The organism is Paenibacillus sp. FSL L8-0638 (assembly GCF_038593075.1).
In the GTDB taxonomy this organism is placed as follows: Bacteria; Bacillota; Bacilli; order Paenibacillales; family Paenibacillaceae; genus Paenibacillus; species Paenibacillus polymyxa_D.
Genome location: NZ_CP151960.1, coordinates 3,797,622 through 3,823,840, shown reverse-complemented (window position 1 = coordinate 3,823,840; position 26,219 = coordinate 3,797,622). Strand labels below are relative to the sequence as shown.

The 26,219-nt window shown below is 44.5% G+C and carries 24 protein-coding genes; 21 read left to right on the top strand and 3 right to left on the bottom strand.

The window, feature by feature from the left end; all coding sequences use genetic code 11:
* The first annotated feature begins 17 nt into the window (after positions 1-17).
* Together MKY35_RS17030 and MKY35_RS17025 are read left to right on the top strand one after the other, a co-directional pair.
* The gene (locus MKY35_RS17030; RefSeq protein ID WP_342444311.1) at positions 18-1,493 is read left to right on the top strand and encodes a PLP-dependent aminotransferase family protein; all 1,476 of its coding nucleotides are present in this window, start codon (positions 18-20) and stop codon (positions 1,491-1,493) included.
* A gap of 88 nt (positions 1,494-1,581) precedes the next feature.
* Positions 1,582-1,812: a hypothetical protein gene (locus MKY35_RS17025; RefSeq protein WP_080658632.1), complete on the top strand. Its 231-nt coding sequence runs from the start codon at positions 1,582-1,584 to the stop codon at positions 1,810-1,812.
* A gap of 57 nt (positions 1,813-1,869) precedes the next feature.
* Here MKY35_RS17025 and MKY35_RS17020 read toward each other — a convergent pair whose 3' ends face one another.
* Positions 1,870-3,750, bottom strand: coding sequence for a S8 family peptidase (locus MKY35_RS17020; protein WP_342444310.1), 1,881 nt, complete (start codon positions 3,748-3,750; stop codon positions 1,870-1,872).
* 186 nt (positions 3,751-3,936) lie between these two features.
* Between MKY35_RS17020 and MKY35_RS17015 the strand changes: the two genes are divergently transcribed.
* From MKY35_RS17015 to thiI, 6 genes are all read left to right on the top strand, one after another.
* Positions 3,937-4,443 carry a YpuI family protein gene (locus MKY35_RS17015; RefSeq protein WP_029517778.1) on the top strand — a complete coding sequence of 169 codons (507 nt, stop codon included), beginning with the start codon at positions 3,937-3,939 and terminating at the stop codon, positions 4,441-4,443.
* 187 nt (positions 4,444-4,630) lie between these two features.
* The gene (locus tag MKY35_RS17010) at positions 4,631-4,858 is read left to right on the top strand and encodes a DUF1540 domain-containing protein (protein ID WP_029517777.1); all 228 of its coding nucleotides are present in this window, start codon (positions 4,631-4,633) and stop codon (positions 4,856-4,858) included.
* Positions 4,859-4,902: 44 nt separating this feature from the next.
* Entirely contained in the window at positions 4,903-5,295 is a 393-nt protein-coding gene (locus MKY35_RS17005) for a hypothetical protein (protein ID WP_029517776.1), read from the top strand.
* Positions 5,296-5,517: 222 nt separating this feature from the next.
* Positions 5,518-6,210, top strand: a complete 693-nt coding sequence (locus MKY35_RS17000) for a lytic transglycosylase domain-containing protein (RefSeq protein ID WP_342444309.1) — start codon at positions 5,518-5,520, stop codon at positions 6,208-6,210.
* Between the two features lie 157 nt (positions 6,211-6,367).
* On the top strand, positions 6,368-7,516 hold the full coding sequence (locus MKY35_RS16995) for a cysteine desulfurase family protein (RefSeq protein ID WP_342444308.1): 1,149 nt from the start codon (positions 6,368-6,370) through the stop codon (positions 7,514-7,516).
* Positions 7,517-8,743 (top strand): tRNA uracil 4-sulfurtransferase ThiI, encoded by a 1,227-nt coding sequence (thiI, locus tag MKY35_RS16990; RefSeq protein ID WP_069010273.1) that lies wholly within the window; start codon positions 7,517-7,519, stop codon positions 8,741-8,743. It begins immediately after the preceding gene.
* Positions 8,744-8,816: 73 nt separating this feature from the next.
* On the opposite strand, the gene MKY35_RS16985 is transcribed toward thiI, so the two are convergent.
* Complete coding sequence (locus MKY35_RS16985; protein WP_342426583.1) at positions 8,817-9,512, bottom strand: TerC family protein; 696 nt, start codon at positions 9,510-9,512, stop codon at positions 8,817-8,819.
* A gap of 216 nt (positions 9,513-9,728) precedes the next feature.
* Here MKY35_RS16985 and MKY35_RS16980 point away from each other — a divergent pair, with 216 nt between their 5' ends.
* The 5 genes from MKY35_RS16980 to MKY35_RS16960 all read left to right on the top strand — a co-directional run bounded on the left by MKY35_RS16980 (position 9,729) and on the right by MKY35_RS16960 (position 15,926).
* Entirely contained in the window at positions 9,729-10,388 is a 660-nt protein-coding gene (locus tag MKY35_RS16980) for a TerC family protein (RefSeq protein ID WP_029517771.1), read from the top strand.
* A gap of 94 nt (positions 10,389-10,482) precedes the next feature.
* Positions 10,483-10,974, top strand: a complete 492-nt coding sequence (locus MKY35_RS16975) for a hypothetical protein (protein WP_342444307.1) — start codon at positions 10,483-10,485, stop codon at positions 10,972-10,974.
* Positions 10,975-11,265: 291 nt separating this feature from the next.
* Entirely contained in the window at positions 11,266-13,107 is a 1,842-nt protein-coding gene (gene typA, locus MKY35_RS16970) for a translational GTPase TypA (protein WP_029517769.1), read from the top strand.
* 125 nt (positions 13,108-13,232) lie between these two features.
* The gene (locus MKY35_RS16965; RefSeq protein WP_342444306.1) at positions 13,233-14,294 is read left to right on the top strand and encodes an LCP family protein; all 1,062 of its coding nucleotides are present in this window, start codon (positions 13,233-13,235) and stop codon (positions 14,292-14,294) included.
* A gap of 300 nt (positions 14,295-14,594) precedes the next feature.
* Positions 14,595-15,926 carry a PhoH family protein gene (locus tag MKY35_RS16960; protein ID WP_029517767.1) on the top strand — a complete coding sequence of 444 codons (1,332 nt, stop codon included), beginning with the start codon at positions 14,595-14,597 and terminating at the stop codon, positions 15,924-15,926.
* A gap of 98 nt (positions 15,927-16,024) precedes the next feature.
* Here MKY35_RS16960 and MKY35_RS16955 read toward each other — a convergent pair whose 3' ends face one another.
* Positions 16,025-17,110, bottom strand: coding sequence for a hypothetical protein (locus MKY35_RS16955; RefSeq protein WP_342444305.1), 1,086 nt, complete (start codon positions 17,108-17,110; stop codon positions 16,025-16,027).
* A 297-nt stretch (positions 17,111-17,407) separates the two neighbouring features.
* Here MKY35_RS16955 and MKY35_RS16950 point away from each other — a divergent pair, with 297 nt between their 5' ends.
* The 8 genes from MKY35_RS16950 (at position 17,408) to bshC (ending at position 26,189) form a co-directional block, all read left to right on the top strand.
* Complete coding sequence (locus MKY35_RS16950) at positions 17,408-18,058, top strand: RsfA family transcriptional regulator (protein ID WP_342444304.1); 651 nt, start codon at positions 17,408-17,410, stop codon at positions 18,056-18,058.
* A gap of 126 nt (positions 18,059-18,184) precedes the next feature.
* Positions 18,185-19,144 (top strand): 2-dehydropantoate 2-reductase, encoded by a 960-nt coding sequence (locus MKY35_RS16945; protein ID WP_342444303.1) that lies wholly within the window; start codon positions 18,185-18,187, stop codon positions 19,142-19,144.
* 4 nt (positions 19,145-19,148) lie between these two features.
* Entirely contained in the window at positions 19,149-19,538 is a 390-nt protein-coding gene (locus MKY35_RS16940; RefSeq protein WP_342444302.1) for a DUF3397 domain-containing protein, read from the top strand.
* A gap of 153 nt (positions 19,539-19,691) precedes the next feature.
* The gene (locus tag MKY35_RS16935; protein WP_029517764.1) at positions 19,692-21,395 is read left to right on the top strand and encodes a peptide ABC transporter substrate-binding protein; all 1,704 of its coding nucleotides are present in this window, start codon (positions 19,692-19,694) and stop codon (positions 21,393-21,395) included.
* Between the two features lie 202 nt (positions 21,396-21,597).
* The gene (locus tag MKY35_RS16930; RefSeq protein WP_029517763.1) at positions 21,598-22,530 is read left to right on the top strand and encodes an ABC transporter permease; all 933 of its coding nucleotides are present in this window, start codon (positions 21,598-21,600) and stop codon (positions 22,528-22,530) included.
* A gap of 4 nt (positions 22,531-22,534) precedes the next feature.
* Positions 22,535-23,485 (top strand): ABC transporter permease, encoded by a 951-nt coding sequence (locus MKY35_RS16925; RefSeq protein WP_029517762.1) that lies wholly within the window; start codon positions 22,535-22,537, stop codon positions 23,483-23,485.
* Positions 23,486-23,496: 11 nt separating this feature from the next.
* Positions 23,497-24,435 carry an ATP-binding cassette domain-containing protein gene (locus MKY35_RS16920; protein WP_029517761.1) on the top strand — a complete coding sequence of 313 codons (939 nt, stop codon included), beginning with the start codon at positions 23,497-23,499 and terminating at the stop codon, positions 24,433-24,435.
* Positions 24,436-24,557: 122 nt separating this feature from the next.
* Positions 24,558-26,189 carry a bacillithiol biosynthesis cysteine-adding enzyme BshC gene (bshC, locus tag MKY35_RS16915; protein WP_342444301.1) on the top strand — a complete coding sequence of 544 codons (1,632 nt, stop codon included), beginning with the start codon at positions 24,558-24,560 and terminating at the stop codon, positions 26,187-26,189.
* The last annotated feature ends 30 nt before the right edge of the window (positions 26,190-26,219 follow it).

Genomic DNA, 26,219 nt, shown 5'->3' with positions numbered 1-26,219 from the left:
TGGAGGGGACGGTTCCGATGCATATTGATCTCAGCCGCAATAGCAGTGTTAAATTATATTTACAGATTGCCAAAACATTAGCAGATCGCATCCAGTCTGGACTGTTGCCTCAGGGCACAAAGCTTCCCTCTGTCCGTCATTTGTCCAGTTTGCTTGCGGTAAGTCCCGTAACTGTAAGCAAGGCGTATGCTGAGCTGGAGTCTATTAATCTGGCTACCTGTACACAGGGAAAAGGTTGCTATGTAGCAGAGCCTTCGGTAGCTGTTCAACGTGAGGGAGCGCAGGATTTGTCATGGCAAATGTCGCTGATCGATTATTTGCCACGCGCACAGTTATGGAGAAACTTTAACCATAGCAGACAGTTTCCCTATTCTTTTCATATAGCAGCAATTCAACCGGAGCTTCTTCCTACACGCGAAATCATCGCTGATACTCAACGTCTATCCTCTGGAAATCCTGATGCAATGGCAGCATACGGTACTTTTGAAGGTGATTTAGCGCTGAGGGAAGTGTTTGTAGATCACCTGAACGAACGTGGCCTATGCACTGTTGCAGAACAGCTGCTCGTGACCAGTGGTGCCCAACAGGGCATTGACCTGGTGGCACGTACTTTTGTTGGTTCTGGAGATGTTGTCTACATGGAGGCTCCTACATATACGGGGGCCATTGATGTATTTACCAGTCGTGGTGCCAAAGTAATTATGATTCCGATGGATGAGCAGGGCATGCGGATTGATATCCTCACGCGTCTTTGTGATACTCATCCCCCAAAACTGATCTACACGATACCCACCTTTCATAATCCTACCGGAGTAACTTTAACGACGGCCAGACGCACACAATTATTGGATCTAGCTCAAAGTTATCATTGCCTCATTGTTGAGGATGATCCATTTTCTGACCTCTACTATAAAACAAAGCCGCCACTCTCTATCAAGGCACATGATCAATCCGGACATGTGATATATATCAAAAGCTTTAGCAAAACCGTTGCTCCCGGCTGCCGTATAGCTTGTGTAGCGGCCACTGGCAGTGTAATGGATCGTTTGGTGGCTGCCAAGTCTACTACGGATTTGGGGAGCCCTCTATTAACGCAAAAAGCGCTATTGCCCTTTATCAGGAACCGTCTTGATCGACATCTTGTCTGGTTGCGGGAACAAATGCGGGATCGGTTGACAGTCGCATTGTATACGCTCCAGCGCTATGCTCCGCCAGAGGTTAGCTGGTATGCTCCCGAAGGCGGCTTAAATGTGTGGATTAAGCTTCCTCCTAATGTTGATATTCCAGAATTGGAGCGGCTGGCTGACCGAGAAGGCGTTTCCTTTTTACCTGGTGCAGTGTGCTATGCAGGTGGTATGGACAGTAATCATATCCGTATTTCCTTTTCGTATGCGGACAAGGAAACACTTAAAACAGGTCTTTACAAACTGTGCCGTTTGTTGGGCGAACTGCTTGATCATTCGGTCATTGTTGAACGGAAGCCTATTTTATAAGGGATATTTGTATTAGGGGGTAAACATCCAAGCGCAGCACATGCCTTCTTAATATGCTGTACTAATTCACCGAAAGGAGTTGCACATTATGAGTCATTGCCCTTACGACCCGATCGTGTGCCCGCCGATCCAATTTGTAAATCATCAATTTTTCCCACAAGTCGTGCCTGTGGTTCATCCAATTGAAATTGTTAATCAGACGCACATTGTACCTGTACCACATCACGTATTTCCGGTGAGTATAAAGGATCCTGGAGAACCTTGCTGTCATACTCGCAGTCATAGCAAGCGTCCTGTTCGCAGCAGTTCCAAGCGTTAATAAAGCCCAAAAAAGCAGCCATGGAGCAACATGGCTGCTTTTTTCCAATAAGGAATCTTACGTTTCCAGTTTCTTTAAAATAGATTTTAACTTGTCACTTAAATGCTGTGGATAGAATTGCAAAGGAACATATGGACGTTGTGCTGCTTTCAACGCTTTATACACATCAATTTGACCATACCCGAAATATTTGTCATGCCCTGGTGTGCCCAAGTCAATTACGCTGCTTCTCATTAAATCCATAACCTCTTTGTTGGTCAGATCGGGGTTAACGGATCGAATCAGGGCAGCAAGTGCTGATACATGGGGACTGGCCATTGAAGTGCCCGACAGTGCAGCATATTGATTCCCTGGGTACGTACTGGCAATACTTGCACCTGGAGCCATGACGTCTACATAATCTCCATAGTTAGAAAAGGATGCACGGTGCATAGAAGAATCTGTAGCGGAAACGGCAAACACTTCAGGATACGCTGCTGGATAGCCAGGCCGTTCCGTATTGTCATTGCCTGTGGCTGCAATTAATACGACATCTTTATCATAGGCGTATTTGATCGCATCATGCAAAAATTCAGCTTGTGCGTAATTGCCCAGACTTAAATTGATAACCTTGGCACCGTGATCAGCTGCCCAGATAATACCTTCTGCAACCGAGTAAGTCGTACCGGAGCCGGATTGGTCAAGTACCTTGATCGGCATGACTTTGTTGTACCATGTCATGCCAGCGACCCCCTCACCATTATTCACGAGGGCAGAAATGATGCCGGCGACGTGCGTTCCATGACCTACGTCATCATAAGGCTTTTCAGACGGGTTTACCACGTTATGACCTGAAAGGATTTGACCTTTTAGGTCGGGGTGATCCAAATCTACTCCCGTATCTACGACAGCGACAATTACGTCCTTGCTGCCTTTGCTTAATTTCCAACCTCGGTTGGTTTCAGTTGCCGGCAGATTCCATTGATAGCGGGAAAAGAGCAAATCATTGGGAATAGAGCTGTCCGCTTTGATAGGTGTGCTCTCATTGGTTAGATACATATAGTGAGGTTCCGTATAAAGCGGGTTCCACTTTCTTGAAAAATATTGCTTTAGCTCCTTAAAGTTCATCTTATCCGAATGAAATACATAGGTATAACCAAGCTTGCGGCCTGGCGCACAGTGTAAATCTGCTGCAATTTCCTGCAGTTGTCGTGAATCAGGATTATGACGGAAGCGAACGACAATTTCATTTTCAAAATAATGGCTTGCATTTTCGTTGTCGTGGCCCGTCTTGACAGTAATATCGTGCAATGTGTCGGGATGTACGGATTCGATTTTGTAGCTGCCTTCTTTTGGGTAGGGAATCAAACGCAAATTTTTCCGCTGGTGCTTCTCCACATCACGCAATACTTGCTGACTGACCAGAGCAGCAACGCCGCATGTTCCGTCAGCCGATGGTTCTGCCATGACAAAATATTTACCGCCTTCAGCCTGAAATGCAGCAGATTCGTAGGATTTATTTTGCATGACGGAACGGCGAGCCGCAGCCAAGCTGCTTTTAATTTGAGGATGACTGAGCAGACGAGTTTGTGCTTTGCTGCCCGTATAGGTGTTCGTATTCCCGTCGCTTGTGTGAATCCACTGTAACGTATGAAGATGACTGTGCGATTGCTGTAGCGTGCGGGTAAATTGCCTTTTCTGATCAGCAGTTTTACCATCAAGTTCCCGCATCACGTACTGAATATCCTGCCTTGCATCCATGCGTGTGAGGGTATCCGTAGCGGACAGGTCCAAAGCCAACATTCCTTTTTTGAGCTGCTTCTCTTGCTGTGGCACCATCTTGGCCGTATATTCGGGCTGCGGTGTATGGCGGTGATCACGGGAAGGCAGCATCAGTGTGATGAGAAGCACCCCGGCAGCTGCTCCTAGCAGGGGTTTTAACCATTTTCGCCGAGACATGGGACCGTCCTCCTTGAGTATTCATAAATTTATGGTTTAGCGTGAGGAGGTTGGCATGTTTTTATACCTTTCAATGCTTATTTGTGGTAGGATAAATACTGAAAATTACAGCTCTTTCGGTTAGAAGGGACTATTTTCGGGTAACCAAATTGATGAACAAGCAACAAATAAGGGGGAGCTGCCTTGATGTCAGCAGTCAACGTACAAAAATTATGTGAGTCGGCGCAGGAGAGACTGAAAACTGCCGTGAAACGGGTGGAAACATTCCTCAATGAGCATGCTCTGCCGCAACTGGCTGCAGATGGCAATGAGGAGTCCGTGCTCTTTTACAAAGGCTTTTTGTCGGATCTCCGTCATGTCCTTGTTTTTTCCGAAGTATCTTATGAAAAGTTGGGTGTGGCTTTACGCCGTGCCAATTTTGACGTCGATTTTGCGGAAAAGGCATTGTATAACGTTTACCATGACTGCGTGAACAGCTTTTTTTATCCCAAAAATGAATCTTACGCAGAGGATGGACGTTATGCGTATACGGGGCAAGATGCTATCCGCTTCCGTAAAACGCCAGTGCCAGCCGCTCGCGAAGTGATCATGGACATTACGAAAAATTTTGAAGAATTGCGTGATGATCTGACTTATTATGAAAGTGACTATTTGACTCAGCGCCGGATGCAGACTCGCCGTACTCATGCATAAAGCATTCAACGGGGAAGATCATTTCTAATCAAAAACTAAAACAAGACAAGCAAGCCGTTTTCTACTTGCTTCCTGCCATTTTGGAGGAGGTGAAGGAAGCGGCTTTTTTCGTATGTCACCAACTGCCATATACCATAAACGCATAGGTGCGGGATAGCGGGGGGACAATGAATCCGAGGTGATGATCATGAGCCAAGAGGCCAAGCCAATCGTTAAGTGTAGCGTAGCCAATTGTCATTATTGGGGAGAAAACAACTTGTGCAAGGCAGATTTGATCATGATTGAAGTTGATGGTCATGCCGGAAAGAAATTTAAAGAAGAATATGCGGGGGAAAGCTTCAGTTCAGAAGAACGTGATAAGGCCGACACGTCAGCCGCAACCTGTTGCCACACTTTTAAACCGAAGTCCGTGTAAATTTTATTACGCGATTCATTTTGCATTTGGAGGTGCAGTTTATTATGGAAGATCATGAAAACGACAAGCATCAGAATGAAGAGCATGTTAGCCGCAAACGTGTAGATTACCCCCGTCACATTCATGAACGATCTGCCAAGCGCCGTAATGATCGTGAGGAATATGCAGCAGAGGTTGCTCCCGGCTCAGTTGTGACTCGACATGAGGTTAAGGGTGAAGAGCAAGTTATAAACAATAGTGGTCGTATTTCTGGCTATGTTGGTCTGGCTGCGGGAATTGCCTCATTGTTTATGTGGTCCATTGTACTGGGGCCTATTGCTGCAGTTTTAGGCTTTTTTGCTTATGTGAATGGCAGCAAAACGACCGGCATTTGGTCGATTGGTCTTGGGGCGCTGGCGACATTGAGTTATTTTGCTTTTATCCCGTTCGTTCGCTGACCTTGCTGGAGGAAAAAGTACAGTTTTCTTTTGTATATCCGAGAAAAATCATCTTAGTGATATAATTACATTTAAGCTGATCTATAAAGCTCCGCTGTCTTTTCGACAGAAACGGAGCTTTTTTTCATTAAAAGGTATGGAAGTACATAGTAAAAAGTTGTATCATAGCAGTAACGACAAGCTATTTGGGATATAACAACTATAGAAAGTTGGGAACACCACATGCAAATTGATCCGCGCGTGTCCAAGTCCATGTTAGACATGCAGCTGTTAAATAATATGAGTGCTACAACCCAGACGGGGACAACGGACGCTTTTTCCGGATTACTGGAACAAGTAGGTCAGTTGGAAACAGATGGTGCTGTGACTCGAGAAAATTCAAGTGATGTTACCAGAGACGAAAATGGTTTGCTTTGGCTTCAATTGGGACCTTCGAGGGGAACGGCTTCGTCATTGTATCCCGCTCCTTCCAGCACAGCAACAGACGGACCTACAACACCTACGGCATATGATGATTTGATTAACGAGGCTAGTCAGAAATACGGCGTTCCAGCAGCGTTGATTAAAGCAGTTATTGATACGGAATCTTCATTCAATCCGTCGGTCACTTCTTCGGCCGGGGCCAAAGGGCTTATGCAACTTATGGATGCTACGGCTCAAGGTCTGGGAGTCAGTGACCCGTATGATCCTGGACAAAATATTGATGCTGGAGTTCGTTATTTGTCTTATCAGATTAAACGTTTTAACGGACAAGAAAATATGGCGCTGGCTGCATATAATGCAGGTCCCGGACGGGTGCAGCGGCTTGGTGTAAGTAGTGATGAACAGTTAATGTCTGTACTGGATAAGCTTCCGCTGGAAACGCAAAGATATATTAACAAGATTCAAAATGCACGTGAAAAATATACGATCTAAGCCCTATAGCTTATAACGAAAAAAGTGCGTAATTTCAATTAGATTAGGTCCGCAGAACAGGGTCAATATGGGGAAAGGGTGTCGCTATAATGTAGCGGCCTTTCCCTGTTTTGGTCTTTTTTTGTTGCAGCAGTTGTAGGGCAGAAAGGGGAGTTTAATGAAATATTTTGATTATGCCGCGACAACTCCGCCTTTTGAAGAGGTGATTACAACCGTTGCCGAGATCATGAGACGCCACTATGGCAATCCATCTTCGATGCATCGGTATGGAGAGGATGCGGATAAGTTGCTTAAGCGTTCGCGCGAAGTATGTGCTGCGGCTTTGGGAGTGTATCCATCAGAGATTGTCTTCACATCTGGGGCAACGGAAAGCAACAATCTTGCTATTAAGGGAGTAGCTTTGCAATATCAGACCAGAGGCAAGCATATTGTTACTGTATCGACAGAACACCCGTCTGTGTATGAAGCTTGCAGACAACTGACAAATCTGGGCTTTGAGGTTACATTTTTACCTGTCGATGCGGAAGGGCATGTGAGCGCCGAACAGGTTTGTGCCGCTGTCCGTAAAGATACGATTTTAGTCAGTGTTATGCATGTCAATAATGAGACGGGAAGGGTGCAACCGGTGCATGATATCGGAGCTGCGCTGAAGAAACAGTTCCCCCGTGTTCTATTTCATATTGACGGTGTACAGGGGTTTGGAAAGCTGCCGGTTGATATCCTGGGCTGGCAGGCTGATCTGTACAGCCTCTCTGCGCATAAGCTGCGTGGACCTAAAGGTGCTGGACTACTATTCGTTCGGGAAGGTGTAGAGGTTTTCCCACTGCATAGTGGCGGCTCTCAGGAGCAGGGTTTTCGTGCAGGTACGGAAAATGTGCCACTGCTTGTTGGTATGTCCAAAGCGGTACGACTAGCGGGCGAACGACAAGCAGAAACAGCACGACGTATGACCGAGTGGAGAGAACGGGTGGTCGCAGAAGTGCAGACAATCCCTCAACTGCGGCTAAACAGCGGGGAGGAAGCACCGCATATTGTCCACTTTTCATATCCGGGTATGAAGGCCGAGGTGCTGCTGCATACGCTGGAGCAACTAGGTGTGGCCGTATCCACCAAATCGGCTTGTTCTTCGAAGTTGGCCGAGCCCAGCCGGGTGCTGCAGGCGATGGGCCGCAATGAAGCAGAAGCGTCTGGCGGCATTCGTATCAGCTTCGGTGACGAGCATACGGAACAGGATATCGACGAGCTTATACTTGCACTGCAACAGGCTGTAGCCAAGCTGGAATCCCTTGAAAGGTGGAAACGTTAAATGCACTATGATATGCTGTTACTTCGCTTCGGTGAATTTACATTAAAAGGGAAGAATCGAACTCGTTTTGAAAAGGCAGTACTGAATCACGTGAAGCTGCTGCTCAAGCCGTTTCCCGGCGCTTCTTTGCGGAAGGAATTTGGACGGATTTATGTGGTACTCGGAGGAGAACCTTATGAACAGATCATTCAAGTGTTACAAAAAGTGTTTGGCATCACGACAATAAGTCCTGTCAAAATGGCTCCTGTTGAGCTTGGTGCTATAATTGAGACCGCTGTAGCTTTGATGCGTGAGCTGAATGTGGCCGAGGGAACGACTTTCAAGGTAAATGCCCGCAGAGTGTGGAAGGAGTTTGCTCATTCCTCACAAGAGATGAACCATTTAATTGGTTCTCCTATTTTGCGAGAGTTTCAAGCGTTGAGGGTCGATGTGCATCAACCAGATATTGAGTTGCGTGTGGAGGTCAGAGAGCAGGCGGCCTATATATTCAGCGATGTTATTATGGCTGTAGGGGGCTTTCCGTTAGGAACGAACGGTAAAGCTATGCTGCTGTTGTCTGGTGGAATCGACAGTCCGGTAGCAGGATGGTCTTCCATGCGTAGAGGACTGGAAATTGAATGTGTACATTTTTATAGCTACCCGTTTACAAGTGAGCGTGCGAAAGAAAAGGTTATTGAATTGGCAAGGGTATTAGCAGGCTATGCAGGGCGGATCAAAATCCACCTTGTACCGTTTACAGAGGTGCAGACGGCCTTTACGCGCACTGGACAGGACAATCTGATTATAACGCTAATGAGACGGTCTATGCTGCGAATTGCAACGATGCTGGCTGAGCGTGAAGGAGCGCTGGCACTCGTGACGGGTGACAGTCTGGGTCAAGTTGCTAGTCAAACGTTATCCAGCATGAATGTGATTGGCCGTTCAACAGAATTACCATTGCTGCGACCTCTCGTCATGATGGATAAGCAGGAGATCACGGAAATCGCTAAGCAAATTGGCACCTACGATTTATCCATCCTTCCATATGAGGATTGCTGCACATTGTTTGTTCCTAAATCCCCAACGACCAATCCAAATTTGTGGGTTGTTCAAAAGATTGAAGCCTCTATTCGGGATTTAAATGCCTTGATTGAACAGGCTGTGGCTGCAACGGAAACGCTTGTCCTGGAGGCAGGCGGAGCTATAGAGGGGCGTAATGAGGAAGTTATACAGGAAGATTGGTTTTAAACAAAAAGGCAGACCCACTGTTATTATGGGGTCTGCCTTTTTTGATTTTAGTTAAAACAGTTTTTGAATCGTTTTAAACAGCTTTTTCTCGACTGGACACTGCTTTGCGATTTTGAAGATATCCCGTGAGCAAAATACCAGCCATAACTGTAGCAATAAACAAGATGCGCAGCGCAGGGTGCTCGGTAAAGTAAGGTTCCAGCTTACGTTCTTCAGTAATCATATTAGAGGCCGTATAACCAAGTACAGCCGATCCCAAATAGATAATCCAGGGGAATTTATTGATCAGTTTGATAAAAAGAGTGCTTCCCCATACCACGATCGGCACGCTAATCAATAGGCCAAGCACTACAAGTAGCAAATGCTGTTGGGCAGCGCCAGCAACAGCAATCACATTGTCCAGACCCATAGCCGCATCGGCTACAACAATCGTGCGGATAGCACCCCATAACGTTGTTCCCGCTTTGACTTCGGTATGGTCCTCCTGGTCTACGAGCAACTTATACGCAATCCAGACTAACATAATCCCCCCGATGAGTAACAACCACGGTACTTGAAGCAGCCAGAGTACCACAATGGTGGCTGCTATGCGAATAAGCAGGGCACCACCGGTGCCGTACAGTATCGCTTTTTTTTGCGTTGCAGGAGGCAGCTTTCTGGCGGCAAGTCCAATTACAATCGCATTATCCCCTGCGAGCAGAAGATCAATAAATATCACATTAAGCAGTAGCCAAAAGAACTGAAGTCCGGACATATCAATCGTTCTCATCTCCCTGATTAAACATCCTAAAATCGTTGTATGTGTTTATTTTAATACCCGTTTTCCGGAAATACGATTCATTATATTGCTGTTTGTTATTGATTTCAAGGTCTTTAGTCAACGAACTTGACATCATTTTTTAATAAATGATGACTTATTTGACAAAGCTTATAAGCATAGCCTCGTCCTATTTCGCATACAAGTAGGATGGGGGTGTTTGTACACATGGAGCATATCATTTTGCTGTTGAAAATATTAATGATTAATTTGGTGTTAAGCGGTGATAATGCGGTTGTTATAGCCATGGCGAGCAAAAATTTGCCTGCAAGGCAGCGGAGTCAAGCTATATGGTGGGGGGCAGTCGGTGCAGTCCTCCTGCGCTGTGTTTTGACTTTTGTAGCTGTCATTTTGCTGGGCATACCCTTTATTCAGGCGGCAGGCGGTCTACTTCTGTTATGGATTGCGTTTAAGCTGCTTTATGAGAGTGAGGATCATGTAGGAGTCAGAGCAGAAACAACCATATGGAAGGCTATACAGGTGATTCTGGTAGCGGACTTTGTGATGAGTCTAGATAACGTATTAGCTATTGCAGCCCTAGCAGATGGGGATATCGCCATTATTGTCATTGGTATTGCGATTAGCATTCCGATAGTTGTCTGGGGCAGCAACGTAATTGCGATCTGGCTTCACCGGTTCCCTGTACTTGTTTTGCTCGGATCTGCAATCCTGGCTTTTACGGCAGGAGAAATGCTACTGCGTGATCCCCGATTGGGTGTATGGTTAGCAGGTACGGGAGAGCTTATACATGCATGGTTACCAGGACTCTTAGCCTCAGCAGTTGTGATTGCAGGAATATATCGTCAGCTACGTGCTCATCATATTTGAACGTAGTTTTTTTGGAAAACATCGGCTAAAATATACTTAAAAACAATCACATTAAGCGACCTAAAAACAAATTCAGCAAACAAAGGAGACCACGATGAATTCCGGAAAAGAGCGTATGATCGGAGTGGGCATTGTTGCCGTAGGACTGATTATTTTGTTGGGGAAACTGGGGACGTTCTCCTTCTTGGGACGAAACTTTTGGCCTTTGCTGTTTTTAATACCTGGAATCGTACTGCATGCAATGTACATGAAGCGTAAAGTTTCACCCTTTATGTTGCTGCCAGCAGGGATTTTATCGGTTTATGGCTTCTTATTTTTGCTCTGCAATATTTGGGGCTGGCATTTTATGGCCTATTTATGGCCTTTGTTACTTCTAGGTGTGGCGGTTGGATTATGGGAGTACGCCATTAATGATATTTCGCTGTCTCGTAATGTATATACGGGGGGCGTGATATTGGGCTTGGTATCGGTGTTTTTATTGGTCATTACCCTGTTAAGAACGGGTATCATATATGTTATTGCAGTTTTACTGATCGGCGCTGGAATCTGGTTGGTCGTAAACAACCGTGGCAAACGCAAATGGTAAACGACAAGCAATGAGATTTTATGGCGGTAAATTACGGAACAGGCAATAATGTCTTGCTTTATGACATATTTCAACTATAATATAATGGATATGATAAGAGCGTCGGAATGATTTCTGACGCTTATTTTAAGGTTTTCACGCGAATCGGAGAGAGAAGCTGTCTGTACAAAGCCTGAAACATATAGAAGGCTGGCAGGGAGTGGGCCTAAAGAACGATTGTTAGCCTTGAATCAGCACTGCTTCAGGATAGAGACACTATTTTGATATACGGAAAGGATATGGATACAAACCATGCATGCTAGAGAAAACATTCGCAATATTGCGATTATTGCCCACGTCGACCACGGAAAAACGACGCTTGTCGACAAGCTGCTTCAACAGTCCGGAACATTTAGAGAACACGAGGCTGTTCAGGAGCGCGCCATGGACTCCAACGATCTGGAGCGTGAACGCGGTATTACGATTTTGGCTAAAAATACAGCTATCACTTACAAAGATTATCTGATTAACATTGTAGATACACCAGGACACGCCGACTTTGGTGGCGAAGTGGAACGGATTATGAAAATGGTTGACGGTGTTTTGCTTGTCGTAGATGCTTACGAAGGTTGCATGCCGCAAACGAAATTCGTACTGCGTAAAGCGCTGGAACAAAATCTGACGCCTATCGTTGTAGTGAACAAAATTGACCGTCCGGCGGCTCGTCCGGCAGAAGTTATTGACGAAGTACTGGATCTGTTCATCGAGCTGGGTGCGAATGATGAGCAACTGGAGTTCCCTGTTGTGTACGCTTCTGCGCTGAACGGAACATCCAGCATGGATGCTGAAAAGCAAGACGATAACATGCAAGCATTGTACGAAACAGTTGTAGAGCACATTCCGGCTCCAACTGAGAATGTAGATGAGCCTCTTCAATTCCTCGTAACACTGATGGATTATAACGAATACCTTGGCCGAATTGCAGTAGGTCGTGTAAACCGCGGTATCATCAAGCAGGGGCAAGCAGTCACAGTTATGCAACGTGATGGTAGTAGTAAATCGGCGCGTATTGAGAAGCTGTTCGGCTTCCAAGGCCTGAAACGTATTGAAACGGATCAAGCGGGCGCTGGTGACATTGTAGCGATTGCGGGAATTAAAGATATCAACATTGGTGAAACCATTGCTGATCCAAATCATCCTGAAGCGCTGCCTGTACTGAAGATTGATGAGCCGACACTGCAAATGACCTTCTTGGTTAACAACAGCCCATTCGCAGGTCGCGATGGTAAGTGGGTAACATCCCGTAAATTGCGTGAGCGTCTTCTGAAAGAACTCGAAACGGATGTCAGCTTACGTGTTGATGAAACGGATAGCCCGGACGCCTTTATTGTATCCGGACGTGGTGAGTTGCATCTGGGTATCCTGATTGAAAACATGCGTCGTGAAGGTTACGAACTGCAAGTGTCCAAACCGGAAGTTATCGTCAAGGAAATTGATGGTAAGAAAATGGAGCCAATCGAACGTCTCCTTATTGATATTCCGGAAGAAAGCATGGGCGCAGTTATGGAAAGTTTGGGCTCCCGTAAAGCCGAAATGGTTAACATGATTAATAACGGCACCGGACAAGTTCGCTTGGAATTCCTGATCCCTGCACGTGGTCTGATCGGCTACACTACAAACTTCCTGACTTTGACTCGTGGTTATGGCGTAATGAACCATGCGTTTGACAGCTATGGACCATTTGTTGGCGGTCAAGTAGGTGGACGTCATCAGGGTGTACTCGTGTCAACAGAAAACGGCAGCTCTACATTTTATGGTATGCTGGGCGTAGAAGATCGCGGTATTTTGTTCCTAGAGCCAGGTACTGAAATCTATGAGGGTATGATCGTTGGAGAGCACACACGTGATAACGACATCGTCGTTAACATTTGTAAAGAAAAACAACTGACAAACGTTCGTTCAGCAACAAAAGACGATACAGTTAAACTGAAAACACCTGTAATCTTCTCTTTGGAGCAGGCGCTCGAATACCTGAATGATGACGAGTATTGCGAAATTACACCTAATGCCATCCGTTTGCGTAAAAAGATTTTGAACAAAGGTGAACGCGAGCGTGCAGAGAAACAACGTAAAACAGCACAAGCAAATATGTAATTGATTGGATTGGTCTTTGGCCACAGCGGCGACGCCCGGGAACGGGATGCGCCGCTGTGTGTGTTTTAGGATTGTAAACTTGGAGAAAGCTATATTTCTCAAAACGCAGGAAAAGGTGTTGAAGCATGAGTAATCTTTCGAACGGATTGCCTCCCCGGACACAAACTGGGAAAAAATCCGCCAAACCGAAAAAAACGAAAAAGAAAAAAAGCTTTTTCAGATCGTTTATGAAGTTTGTCTTGTTTCTGCTCATTATAGGTATTTTAGCAGCAGGTGGTTATACCTACTATCTTTACAATCAGGTAGAGGAAGTTTTGAATACGGGGATCAACAAGGAAGTACCCAAAACACAATTGGCAGAAACTAAGCCTTTGACTATCTTATTGCTAGGAACCGATTACCGCCCTGATCATCCGACTTATTTGTCCGACGTTATTATGGTAGCTACATTGAACCCCAATACTAAATCGTCTACCATCGTGTCCCTACCGCGCGATACGCGTCTAGAAATGGATGGATATAAACCTCGCAAGTTGAATGAGTATTATCCGGTGTTTAAGGCTAGAGAAAAAGAATCTGGTGAAGTTGCTGAAGAACAGATGAAGAAGATGATCGGCAAATATTTAAACATTGATATCGATTATGTGACGGTTATTAACTTCCAGGGCTTTAGAGATGTAGTAGATAATTTGGGTGGCGTAGATGTGACGGTTGATAAAAACATGTGTTATCGTGACCGTGCAGATGGTACCGATATTAATCTGACAGCTGGAGCCAAGCATTTGAACGGTGACCAGGCTCTTGATTTTGTTCGCTACCGCAAATCGAATTGTCGTCCGAGAACAGCTGAATCTGACGATTTTGATCGCAATCGTCGACAAAATCAGGTGCTTCATTCTCTAATTGACCAAATGCAATCCTTTAACGCTTTGACCAAGTTTAGTGCAATTATTAAATCGGTTGATAAGAATATGATGACAGATATTGAGTCACAGCAAATGAAAAATATCGTACAAACCTACTGGAATATTTCCAAGCAAAATGTGAAATACAATCCGGTAGCAGGAACATGGCGTAGCCCGTATGTGTACATTGATGAGCAACAGCTCGATTTGGCCAAACAAGCGCTACAAGAGGAGTTAGCTAAAAAAGCAAGCGACAATACCGCAGCTTCTTCCAATTCCTGAGTATGTATCTTTCTTCCCGCTTATGTTATACTCGCAGCGAGTAAAGCTCTTATATAACATAAGGGGGTTGAGGTATGTCTAAAGTTATAGTGAACCAAGTCTAGGTCCAGTGAGCAATCACTGGGCCTTTTGTGTCTAATTTCAAAATGGACAGGCTCAGAGGCTATCTTCAGTACAACTTTTCGTTGTTTTATGCTGCTTTGGGGTTCTTTTTTCAGGGAATCAGCAAGTATTAGGTACCCGGTGAATAGGTATAGGTATGAAACACGAGATTGTCCACGCCGCTTTGGAGGGGATTTAATGAAGAAAATTTTTGTGCTGGATACGAATGTGCTGCTGCATGATCCGAAAGCCATTTTTACCTTCAAAGAACATGAAGTTGTTATTCCAGCTGTAGTTCTGGAAGAAATCGACTCCAAAAAACGCAACGCGGATGAGATTGGACGGAATGCCCGCAATGTATCGCGATTGTTGGACGGGTTGAGAGAAGTGGGCCATCTGCATAGTGGCGTTCCACTTCCCCAAGGTGGAAGGCTTAAGGTTGAGTTGAACCACCGAAGTTTTTTGAAAGTTCAGGAGATGTTCGGGGAGGTTTCGAACGATAACCGGATTTTGGCGGTCGCCTTGAATTATCATCTGGAAGAGCAGGAGCAGCCTGAGCCGCGTTCGGTCGTTTTGGTCAGTAAAGACGTGCTGGTCAGGATCAAAGCAGATGTATTGGGACTGCTGACTGAAGACTACCTCTCCGATAGAACAGGCGATTTAAGTGAGCTATACCCCGGATACTCGGCAATACAGGTGCACCCGTCCATCATAGATGAATTTTACTCTAACCGTTTTTTACTAATCAAGTCACTGGAACTACCTTATACACTGTATCCACATGAATTTGTCATTCTGAAAGATGAAATGGGAACTGGAAAATCAGCATTGCTGAAAGTTAACCAGGAGGCAGAGCGATTAGAGCCGCTGTACTTAAGTAACGAATCAGTATGGGGAATCAGCGCGCGCAATGCTCAACAGAGGATGGCATTGGAGCTTTTGCTTAATGATGATATCCCTCTCGTGACCATTACAGGAAAAGCGGGTACGGGCAAAACGTTGCTGGCGCTGGCGGCAGGTTTGCTTAAAGTAGAGGATGAACATCGCTTCAAGAAACTGCTGATTGCTCGACCTGTTGTTCCTATGGGCAAGGATATTGGTTATTTACCAGGAGAAAAGGATGAAAAGCTTCGTCCATGGATGCAACCAATCTACGACAATCTGGAATATCTGTTTGATGCCAAAAAATCAGGTGATATCGACAAAATTTTGATGGGCTTGGGCAGTATTCAGGTGGAGGCACTTACTTATATTCGCGGACGTTCGATACCTGGGCAATTTATTATAGTCGATGAGGCGCAGAATTTATCCCGACATGAGATTAAAACGATTGTGTCTCGGGTGGGTGAGGGAAGCAAGATCATTTTGATGGGAGACCCGGAGCAGATTGATCACCCTTATCTGGATGCAGCCAGCAACGGTTTAACCTATGTGGTCGAGCGGTTTAAGCAAGAAGGGATTAGCGGGCATATTATGTTGGAAAAAGGAGAACGCTCCAAGCTCGCGCAGTTGGCAGCTGATTTGCTATAAAGTCCTATCGTTATTACAATAATAAAGACCTCGGGAATATCCCGGGGTCTCTTGTTTTGTACACGTAAAAGTTCAGAACAATGAAAGTGGGCAAAAGCTTATTTAAAGTTTAATTCGAGCTTAACTTCAAGCATTCCTGCTAAAGTGCGTACTTCTGTGGCTTTGACATAGGAAATAAGCTGCTGTGGGTAGAAACCCAGATCAAAATCCCTTTCCAGCTTGTTGCGGGTCGTATCAGGTAGTTCCAGACCATTAAATACTAATCGATCCACATGAAATAAAATTGCATTTTTCGGTTCATTCTCTACCGTGTAGTGACCTTCTACCCTTAATTTCATCGTTCCTTGTTGGCCTTCTACCATAATTTGATCCTGCGCAAATGTAAAGTTGAAGTGATTAAACAATTCATTTTCTGACTTTAAAAAACGGTTAAAGTCCTCTTCACGAATGCTTATCGTAATGACTTTTCCATTTGTAACCATGGCACCTTGTTGTTGTTGAATGAATTGCGGTAAATCCTGCATAGCTTGAGCTAAAGCTTTAAAGTGTTTATTTACCTCGTAGACACCTACATTCTCCCAATAAGCTGTCATTTCGCCAATTAGCTTGCGTAGGGTATCCGGGTCATTACTGGCGCTAACGCCGTCATTTACACGCGACTGAAGCAGGACAATGCGTTTGCGTTGAGCCAGTAAGTTTGTTTTGACTGTCTCCAATTCCATTGACGCTTGGATGACTTGTTGTTCTGTTTTTCGCATAGATTGATAATTGGATTCGTATTCTTGAAGCACATCCTGATCGTGACTAATCAATAACAAGTAGTAATCGTACAGAGAGAGAAGTTGCCTTATACTTTTTGCCCCTAGCACCACACTTAACAGCTTGTCCCTTTCCCCCATATAATAAGATCGCAGCACAGAGCCTGCACGCTTCCGTTGTATGGTCATTTGCTCTTTCTGAACGGTGAGATTACTTCGCAGTTCCTGCTGGCGCTGCAAAAGAGTCTGTTGCTCCTGACTGATTCGCTCAATTTCATGGTCTATCTCTACAATCGACAGGCTATCTTGTAAAATCTGACTTTCTTCTTGGGAGGGAGCGGCTAGAGTAGGACGTACATATATGAAAGTTAGCAACATAATGGTGCTCAGCAGGGTGCTGATTGTGATTTTTATTCGTTTGTTCATTTGGTTTCCCCTTTTATGTATTCCCGAAAAAAACTCATGGTAATGTATATGATCCTTTCTGTTTCTTTAACCATTCATTTTATTGTACAGCAGTCTGAGCATGCTTGAAACCCGAAACTGTTTACATTCACGTATGAGTTCTTGCAGAAATGGAAATACAATTTAGTATCAAATAGATTCTATGAACTCTACGAGAGGCATAGGAATGAATAAACAGCTTTTATACCCTATTCAAATACCGGCAGGATCGGTTCATGAAGACGGTTATTTCAGGATGTTGTTAGGAGGGCTAGAGGCATGACTGCAATAAGACAAGATGCATGGAGTGTGGAAGATGACTTGATATTGGCGGAGGTGACATTGCGGCATATCCGTGAAGGTGGAACGCAGCTTGCTGCGTTTGAGGAGGTTGGACAAAAGATAGGAAGAACCTCTGCAGCATGCGGCTTTCGTTGGAACAGTTGCGTGCGCAAACGTTATGATGAAGCGATTAGCATTGCCAAAGCACAGCGCCAGAAGCGCAGTTATATCCGCAAGCAGAACCCGGTAGGTGTATCACAGGTTGCGGCTTTTGCCTCGCTTGATACAGTCGAAGGTGGGTACAGAACGGATGGTACGAGTGAGGATACATTATCTATCGATGCAGTAATTCGTTTCTTGCGTCAATGGAAGGGATCCGTCCAGGAAACGAATCGGCAGATTAAGATGCTGGAGAAAGATTTACGGGAAAAGGAAGAAGAATTGACTCAGCTTCGCTCCATTAATGACCGGCTGTCCAAGGAAGTGAATGAGGTGCAAACCGACTATCGTGTTGTGAATGATGATTATAAAGCTCTGATTCAGATTATGGACCGGGCTCGGCGCTTGGCTCTAATTACTGAAGGTGAGGAAGAGCTTAAATCCAGATTCAAAATGGATGCCAATGGGAATCTGGAGCGCATTGAGTAACAAGATTACTTCTGCAATTCTGAAATAAAACGTCAACTAGCGCTTTGCCGTAGTTGGCGTTTTTTGTATTTCTTTAGAGTGCATATGATATAGTAGAAAAAAAGATGGAAGCGAGACGATACAAAGGTGATTGATATTATTGGAGCGGGTTCGCTGGGATTGTTGTTTGCCGGGAGGTTATCTGCCTCGGGTACAAAAGTAAGGCTGTGGACACGTACACTTGAGCAGGCACGCGTCATTACTCATGAAGGAATTACTGTGTTTGATAAGGAGGGACAGGTGGCAATACATGTGTCCGGAGATAAATTGAAGGTAGCGCCATTGGCAGATTGGCAACGGTTAAATTCACAGGCTCCGGCACGATGGATCATGCTTATGACCAAACAGGGGGCGATTGAGGAAGTATTAGAACAGATCCAGCCTGCAGCTCAAATGGACAGAGATATAGGAATCGTTTGCTTGCAGAATGGAATCGGTCATATAGAACGCATTAGAAAGGCTTGGCCTAAAGCTGTGGTATACCCTGCTGTGACGACTGAAGGAGCCAAGAGGCAGGGAGTCGCATCTATTGTACTTGCAGGATCGGGTGTTACTGAAATAGGTTGTTCGGAGGAAGGGGAGGAGTCGAAGAACAATAATTTTAACCAATGTGTGCTAAATCGGCTGCTTGCAGCAGGATTTGACGCTTGCTTGTCGAAAGAAATCGAGAACGGTATGTATCGCAAGTTGTTGATCAATGCTGTAATCAATCCGCTGACGGCGGTATGGCGAGTTCGTAATGGCGAGCTGCTTTCGCACCCTATTCGAATACATATGATGCGCAGGTTGTACGATGAAGGCATTCAAGTGTATGAAGCTCATGGTATCCACTGGGAAAACGCATGGTGGGAGCAAATTATGAATGTATGCCGGTCAACGGCAGAAAATCACTCGTCCATGCTAGCTGATGTACTTGCACAGTCCATGACGGAAGTTGCTTCGATTAACGGACAACTGGTGCAGATGGCAGATCAGGCTGGGGTTACTGCACCAACTCATGAGGTATTGTGGCAATTAATTGAAGGTATGCGGCTAAAAGAGGGGTGATCAGTTGAGTCTTATACAAGGTACTATTATCACTTTCAGTATTCTTCCCTTTTTTCCGTTTTTGATCGTGTTTGCGGTTTGTCGCTACATTCTTAAAATGGAAAAAAAGAAATCGTTACTTACTTCTATGGATATTACCACGCTTTTTCTGATATTTTCCGTCGCAGCACTCTTTAACGTCATTTTTACATCTCGATTCGGTTTTTATTTGATTCTACTGCTCCTATTACTGGCCTTGGGTTTAATTGGAGGAGCTCAAAATCGAATAAAAGGAAAGGTTGATGGTAAAAGATTATGTAGAGCGGTCTGGAGATTAACTTTTATAGCAATGACATTGGCGTATATTTTGTTGACTGTTGTTGGTATATTTAAGAATATATTCAACATCATGTGATATAAGATGACATGGAATGGTGAAAAAATATGAATTAATCATGTTTTTTTGAAAAAAAAGCTCAATTTGAAGAAATGTAATGTAGATTTTTTTGACCGCTGGTTGTATAATCTATAAACATATACCACTTTAGAACTAGGGGGAAAACGCTAGATGAAAAGGAAAAGCTTTTTAGTCCTTTTGACACTCATTCTTGCAGTTGGCGCATTGCTCGCAGGTTGCGGCTCCAGCAAGAACGATACCAATGGTAAGGGCGCACAAGAAAACACCTCGACTACGCCGGCTCCGGCCGACAAGCAAATTTTGCGCATTAACCTTGCATCCGAGCCGCCAACGTTCGATCCGGCACAGGCTCAAGATACTCAAGCAAACACTGTTTTAAAAACAATGTATGAAGGTCTTGTTCGCATGGGCCCTGATGGTAAAGAAATTCCTGGCGTAGCTGAATCTTGGAAAATTTCCGATGACGGCAAAACCTATACGTTTAAGCTTCGCGATACTGCAAAATGGAGTAATGGCGACCCAGTCAAAGCAAGCGACTTCGTATTTGCTTGGCAACGGGTATTGGATCCTTCCACGGCTCCTGCACCTCCATATGCTTACCAATTGTACTATATCAAAAATGCTGAGGGTTACAACCTGAGCACTTCCAAATCTTTTAAAGGTACTAAAGTTACGGACTTCAAAGATGTAGGTGTCAAAGCAGTTGACGACCATACATTACAGGTAGAACTGGAACATGCAACACCTTACTTCCTGGGATTGACTTCTTTCTACACCTATTATCCGGTGCATCCGTCTGTTAAAGGTAATGATAAATGGGCGACTAAAAAAGAAAGCATGATCACTAACGGGCCTTTCACATTGTCGACTTGGGAGACAGGTCAAAAGATTGAGGTTTCCAAAAGCGAGAATTATTGGGGTAAGGACGAAATTAAACTGAAGAAAATTACAATGTCCCTTGTAAACAGCGGTGCAACAGAACTCGCTTCTTACAGAAGTGGACAACTTGATTATGCAGGTAAACCTAATGGTGAAATTCCTGCAGACCAAATGATGGCTGTGAAAAATGAAATGCCTAATGAATTCCAGGCTAAAGGTATAGCAAGCACCTATTACTATTTGTTTAACGTCACCGAAAAACCGTTCAATAATCTTAAAATTCGTAAAGCATTTGCAATGTCGATTCAACGTCAGCCGATTGTTGATAGAGTAACGATGGGTGGAGAGATTCCTGCTTACGGCTTTGTACCTCCGGGTATTAAAGGTTTATCTCAGGAATACCGTAATGAGCATAAAGATGATTATTTCAAAGAAGATGTAGCTGAAGCGAAGAAATTGCTTCAAGAAGGTATGAAGGAAGAAGGAGTAACTTCACTCCCTCCAATCACTCTACTCTACAATTCTACTGAAGGACACCAAAAAATTGCTTTGGCAGTTGCAGATATGTGGAAGAAAAGCCTGGGAATCGATGTGAAAACGCAAAACCAGGAGTGGGGCGTATTTATCCAAACACGTAACAAGTTGAATTTCCAAATTGCTCGTGGTGGATGGTCTGCTGACTTTAATGATCCGATGACATTCTTGGATATCTGGACAACTGGTAATGGCAACAATAATTCTGGATATTCTAATCCTGAATATGATGGTTTGATTAAAGCGGCTAAAACAGAAACTGATCCAGGAAAACGCATGGAAATATTTGCGAAAGCAGAGAAGCTTCTTGTTCAGGATGATATGGTTTTACTGCCGATTTATTACTACTCTAATACTTCTTTGACGAAACCAAATGTAAAAGGCGTTGCCTTGGATTTTAGTGGTGCAATTGATTTTACAAGAGCTTATATAACACAGTAAGTAGCTGATACTTGATTCTGAAGTTGAAGAGTTACTTCGGGATATATATGTGGGTACTGCCATATATATCCCGTTTTTTTTGTGTGTGAGGGTTCTTCTTAATATGATTAAATTAACCATGCATATAAGTAGATTGGACAACCCAACTCTATTTCTATAGAATCGAATGGTGTCGAAAAAATATGGGGGGTGTAAACGGGCGATGGCGCGTTATTTGATCAGTAAATTTATATTTATGCTTATTTCTTTGCTCATTCTGATCTCTGCGACGTTCTTTCTGATGAAGGCAATTCCAGGTAACCCTTTTATGAGCGAAAGAGCGACGTCTCCTGAGATTCAAGCCCGATTAATGGAACAGTATGGGTTGGATAAGCCTGTATATGTACAATATTTTAAATACTTAGGTGATATTGTTACGGGTGATTTTGGTATTTCTATGAAAAAATTGAATCAAGATGTGAGCGACATTATTGGACAGACCTTTATGGTATCATTAAAATTAGGTCTGGTAGCAATTATTGTCTCCATTATTGTCGGTATTTTACTAGGCATGCTGGCGGCTTTGTACCATCGTAGACTCATTGATACCGTAGCGATGATATTGGCAATTCTAGGTATTGCGGTTCCCAGCTTCGTTTTGGCATCATTAATCCAGTTCTTTTTTGCCCAAAAGTTGGAATTGTTTAATGTTATGGGTTTTGAGGGCCCAATGGACTACGTTCTGCCTGTTGCGGCTTTGTCCGCTCAACCAATTGCGTTTATTGCACGATTGACGCGTTCCAGTATGATAGAAGTACTGCATGCAGATTATATCAAAACGGCCAAAGCTAAAGGCTTGAAATCCATTACGATCATGTTCAAGCACGTTGTGCGGAATGCTATTTTGCCAGTTGTTACCTACGTAGGTCCAATGACAGCGAATATTATTACCGGATCTGTGGTTATTGAACGGATTTTCGGGATTGGCGGTATTGGTAAAGTGTTTGTGGAAAGTATCACAAGCCGTGATTACACTATGATTATGGGGATAACGATTTTTTACGGTGTTTTGCTTATGTTAGCGCGTTTTATTACAGATGTCGCGTATGGGTTTATTGATCCTCGGATTAAGCTGTCCGGCGGGAAGGAGGGGTAACTTTATGTCTGTGAAAGACAATGCTGTGAATTTGGATAAACTTCAGGTGAAACCGGAAGATTTCCAAAAAATAGGTGTCGATGAAAAGCAGTCTGAAGTTATTCAGCGAGAAAGCTTATCTGCTTGGCGCGATGCCTGGGAACGACTTCGTAAAAACAAGGTTGCAATGACTAGCTTGATTGTTTTAGTTCTGATTGTGCTTTTTTCTTTAATCGGCCCGATATTGTCACCCTATAATTATTACTCTAATGATTTACTCAGCACGAATCTGCCACCTTCCGCGGAGCATTGGTTCGGTACGGATGATCTTGGACGTGATATGTTTGTCCGTACATGGATGGGAGCACGGATTTCCTTGACGATAGGTCTGGCTGCAGCTTTGATTGATTTGCTGATTGGTGTTATTTATGGTGGAATTATGGGTTACTTTGGTGGCCGCGTTGATGAAATCATGAATAAATTTTCTGAAATCTTGTACTCCATTCCTTACTTGCTTGTTACGATCCTGTTGCTGGTTGTACTGGAGCCAAGTATCACTACAATCATTATTGCGCTTTGTGTGACCGGGTGGATTAACATGTCGTGGATTGTACGTGGTGAAATGATGCAACTCAAAAACAGAGAGTTTGTACTTGCTTCCCGTTCCATGGGTGCTGGAGCAGGTCGTTTGCTTTTCCGCCACCTCTTGCCTAATGCAGTAGGTCCGATCATCGTTACATTGACGTTGAGCGTTCCGACCGCTATTTTTTCCGAAGCTTTCCTGAGCTTCCTCGGTTTAGGGGTACCGAATCCGGAGGCATCGCTGGGTTCAATGATTGAATCAGCTCTGACCGGGTGGATGTATTACCCGTGGCGGATGCTTTTCCCGGCAGGTTTGATCAGTTTGATTATGCTTGCGTTCAACCTTTTTGGCGACGGCTTGCGTGATGCGCTTGATCCGAAGTTGAAGAAATAGGAGGTGAGATCATGGTGAGTAGCAACAATTTAATTGAGGTTGAAGGTCTTAAAAAGTATTTTAATGTTGGCAAAAACCGTGTGCTCAAAGCGGTGGACAACCTGAATTTCTATATTCGTGAGGGTGAAACGCTGGGTATGGTTGGCGAATCCGGCTGTGGTAAGTCTACAGCGGGTCGTACGATTTTGCGCTTGTATGAACCTACAGCAGGAAGCGTACGTTTTAACGGGACGGATATTTATAAATTATCACCGAGTAAAATGAAAGCCATGCGCCGTGATATGCAGATGATCTTTCAAGATCCGTATGCATCATTGAACCCGCGTTTTACTGTTTCTGATATTATTGGTGAGGCGCTGGATATTCACAATATGGCGGGTAGCCGTGCAGAACGTAAGAAACGGATTGAAGAGTTACTTGATCTGGTTGGTTTGAACCCTGACCATGCAACACGCTATCCGCATGAGTTTTCTGGTGGTCAACGTCAGCGGATCGGTATTGCACGCGCACTAGCGGTTAATCCTAAATTCATCATTTGTGATGAGCCGATTTCAGCTCTTGACGTATCTATCCAGGCTCAGGTTGTCAACCTGCTAAAAGAGCTTCAAGAACGTTTGGGTCTGACATATCTGTTCATTGCGCATGATCTGTCGATGGTTAAGCACATCAGTGATCGGGTAGCTGTAATGTATATGGGTAGAATGGTCGAGCTTGCAGAAAGCGCAGAGTTGTATGCAAATCCGATCCATCCTTATACGAAAATGCTTTTGTCGGCGATCCCACTTCCTGATCCAGAAGTAGAAGCTAACAAAAAACGGATTATTATGCCAGGCGACCAAGCAGGCCCGATTCATGATGCATCTGGCAATAAGACAGGGGCTTATAACCTGGAAAATGCCACGCTCATCGAAGTGTCCAAAGGACATTTTGTAGCTGAGCCTTACGCCTGATCTTGTTTTATGCAACAACCGCCGAGTTATTCGGCGGTTTTTTTTGTAGGAAGCTTTGACGTGGACATGGGCTTTCGGTACAATCAAGCAGTAAGGTTTTGGTGGAGACAGGAGGCAGACCCATGAAAATAATTCCGGAAACGCTTCGCGGAGGGTCGGCTTTGGCAGAAGATTATATACAGGGTACGGGACGCGCAAGCGATTTGTATGAATATAATGTGCTGCACGCCGATGCTTATGCCCAACGGGCGAAGTGGCTGGATAAGACGGGGCATCTGCGATTAAACCGTAAGGATGTCGTAGCATGTCTTCGTATATACAATGAGAAATACAATTCGTATGAGGCGGTTCGTGCTTCATTGGACCGTCTGGATAGTCCAGATGCCTTAGTAGTAGCTGGCGGACAGCAAAGCGGACTGTTCACAGGTCCGATGCTGGTCATTTACAAAGCCGCTACAATTATTAAGGCAGCGAGAGAAGCTGAGGAACGGCTTGGACGTCCGGTTATCCCCGTCTTCTGGATTGCTGGCGAAGATCATGACTGGGATGAGGTCAATCATACATACGTAATGGCAAATGACCCACAAGCCGTCAAAATCAAGCTGAATAAGCAACTAGAACGCCGTTCTTCGGTTAGTGCGATTAAAGTTGATACTGTTGAGTGGAAGCAAGCGATAGCGGATATAGAGCAAAGCTTGCCAGATTCAGAACATAAGGCTGATATAATGCGCATGATTGAGAACGGACTAACGGATTCATATGGACTAAGTGAAGCCTTTGCCAAGTTGCTGGGCCTTTTGTTCGGCAGCTATGGATTAGTACTCTTGGATTCAGCAGATCCTTTGCTACGCAAGCTGGAAGCATCCGTTTTTAAGCGGCTGGTTCAGCACAATGATGAGTTGGAGCAGGCTTACCGGACGACTGCCACGCGGATCGTAGATTATGGCTATCATTTACAAGCCGACGTGCATGAAGGTGGCGCGAATCTCTTTTATATCCATGAAGATGAACGTTTGTTGCTTTTCAAAAAAGCCGGTCTATTCACGGATCGACACGGTTTGGTGGCGTTTACTGTGGATGAACTGCTTGAAGAGATAGATAGACATCCCGAACGTTTTAGTAACAATGTGCTAACTCGTCCTCTAATGCAGGATTCACTGTTTCCGGTGCTGGCATCTGTGCTGGGTCTAGGAGAGATTGCTTACTGGGCGATTACACGGGATGCTTTTGGAGTGTTGGAGATGCAGATGCCGATACTGCTGCCACGAATGTCTTTTACGTTGGTAGAGTCAGGTGTGGAGAAGCATATGCTTAAGTATGAATTAAGTTTTGGTCAAGTTCGAGACGGACTTGAGGAACGGAAAAAGCAATGGATTGCCACTCAAGATCAGCTTGGAATGCAGGATCAGTTTTCCGGGGCAAAGGAAGCTTTTGTCCGCATGTACGAACCGCTTGTGCAGCAGACAGGTTTGATTGAAAAAGGTTTGCTACGGCTTGGAGAAACCAACCGCGATAAGATTCTGTCACAGATCGCCTATCTGGAGGCAAAAGTTCAGGAAGCGTTGCTTCGACAAAATGAAACAGCACTTCGCCAGTGGGATCGTATTGAATGGTCGCTTTTCCCATTTGGACAGCCGCAGGAGCGGGCGTATACGATCTATCATTTTCTGAATCGTTATGGTCTCAGTCTGATGGATACGATTATGAATGTACCATTGGATTTGACGGGGACGCATCGTGTTATTTATGTATAATTTGTTGTTTTATATAGGATTTATCATGGA